The sequence below is a fragment of the Lactococcus muris genome, assembly GCF_042849115.1.
In the GTDB taxonomy this organism is placed as follows: Bacteria; Bacillota; Bacilli; order Lactobacillales; family Streptococcaceae; genus Lactococcus; species Lactococcus muris.
Window position 1 is genome coordinate 1 of record NZ_BAAFQO010000040.1, and the last position, 2,037, is coordinate 2,037.

Annotated in this window: 1 protein-coding gene; it reads right to left on the reverse strand. The window is 41.8% G+C overall.

What is annotated here, in order from left to right; genetic code table 11:
* Window positions 1-2,037 (reverse strand): hypothetical protein (locus ACGHCK_RS11370; protein ID WP_394304574.1); only part of this gene is annotated, 2,037 nt, incomplete at both ends.

The following is a 2,037-nucleotide window of genomic DNA, read 5'->3' on the forward strand; positions in this document are numbered from 1 at the left end:
CGGACTCAGATACAGATTCACTTACTGATTCTGATACGGATTCGCTCACTGATTCAGATACAGACTCAGATACAGATTCACTTACTGATTCTGATACTGACTCAGATACAGATTCACTTACTGACTCGGATACAGATTCACTTACTGACTCGGATACAGACTCAGATACAGATTCACTTACTGATTCTGATACTGACTCTGATACGGATTCACTTACTGATTCAGATACAGACTCAGATACGGATTCACTTACTGATTCTGATACGGACTCAGATACAGATTCGCTTACTGACTCAGACACGGACTCTGATACAGACTCTGATACGGATTCTGAAACTGATTCGCTTACTGACTCAGATACAGATTCACTTACTGATTCTGATACGGACTCTGATACGGATTCGCTTACTGATTCTGATACTGACTCAGATACAGATTCGCTTACTGACTCTGATACAGATTCACTTACTGATTCAGACACGGACTCGCTTACTGATTCAGATACAGACTCTGATACGGATTCACTTACTGATTCTGATACGGACTCTGATACGGATTCGCTCACTGATTCAGATACGGACTCTGATACGGACTCGCTTACTGATTCTGATACAGACTCTGATACGGATTCACTTACTGATTCTGATACGGACTCTGATACGGATTCGCTCACTGATTCAGATACGGACTCTGATACGGATTCGCTCACTGATTCTGATACGGACTCTGATACGGATTCGCTCACTGATTCTGATACAGACTCTGATACGGATTCACTTACTGATTCTGATACGGACTCTGATACGGATTCTGATACAGATTCAGATACTGATTCAGACACGGACTCGCTTACTGATTCTGATACAGACTCTGATACGGATTCAGATACAGATTCACTTACTGACTCAGACACGGACTCAGATACAGATTCACTTACTGATTCTGATACTGACTCAGATACAGATTCACTTACTGACTCTGATACAGATTCACTTACTGACTCGGATACAGACTCAGATACAGATTCACTTACTGATTCTGATACTGACTCTGATACGGATTCACTTACTGATTCTGATACAGACTCTGATACGGATTCACTTACTGATTCTGATACGGACTCAGATACAGATTCGCTTACTGACTCAGACACGGACTCTGATACAGACTCTGATACGGATTCTGAAACTGATTCGCTTACTGACTCAGATACAGATTCACTCACTGACTCAGATACAGATTCACTTACTGATTCAGATACAGACTCTGATACGGATTCACTTACTGATTCTGATACGGACTCAGATACGGATTCGCTTACTGATTCTGATACTGACTCAGATACAGATTCGCTTACTGACTCTGATACAGATTCACTTACTGATTCAGATACAGATTCACTTACGGACTCAGATACTGACTCAGATACAGATTCACTTACTGATTCAGACACTGACTCGCTTACTGATTCTGATACTGACTCTGATACGGATTCACTTACTGATTCAGATACGGACTCAGATACGGATTCGCTCACTGATTCAGATACGGACTCAGATACGGATTCGCTCACTGATTCTGATACTGACTCAGATACGGATTCGCTCACTGATTCTGATACAGACTCTGATACGGACTCGCTTACTGATTCTGACACTGACTCTGATACGGATTCACTTACTGATTCTGATACAGACTCTGATACGGATTCTGATACAGATTCACTTACTGACTCAGATACAGATTCACTCACTGACTCGGATACAGACTCAGATACAGATTCACTTACTGATTCTGATACTGACTCTGATACGGATTCACTTACTGATTCTGATACGGACTCTGATACGGATTCGCTTACTGATTCTGATACGGATTCTGAAACTGATTCGCTTACTGACTCAGATACTGACTCAGATACAGATTCACTTACTGACTCAGACACGGACTCTGATACGGATTCAGATACGGATTCAGATACAGACTCAGATACGGATTCACTTACTGATTCTGATACGGACTCTGATACGGATTCGC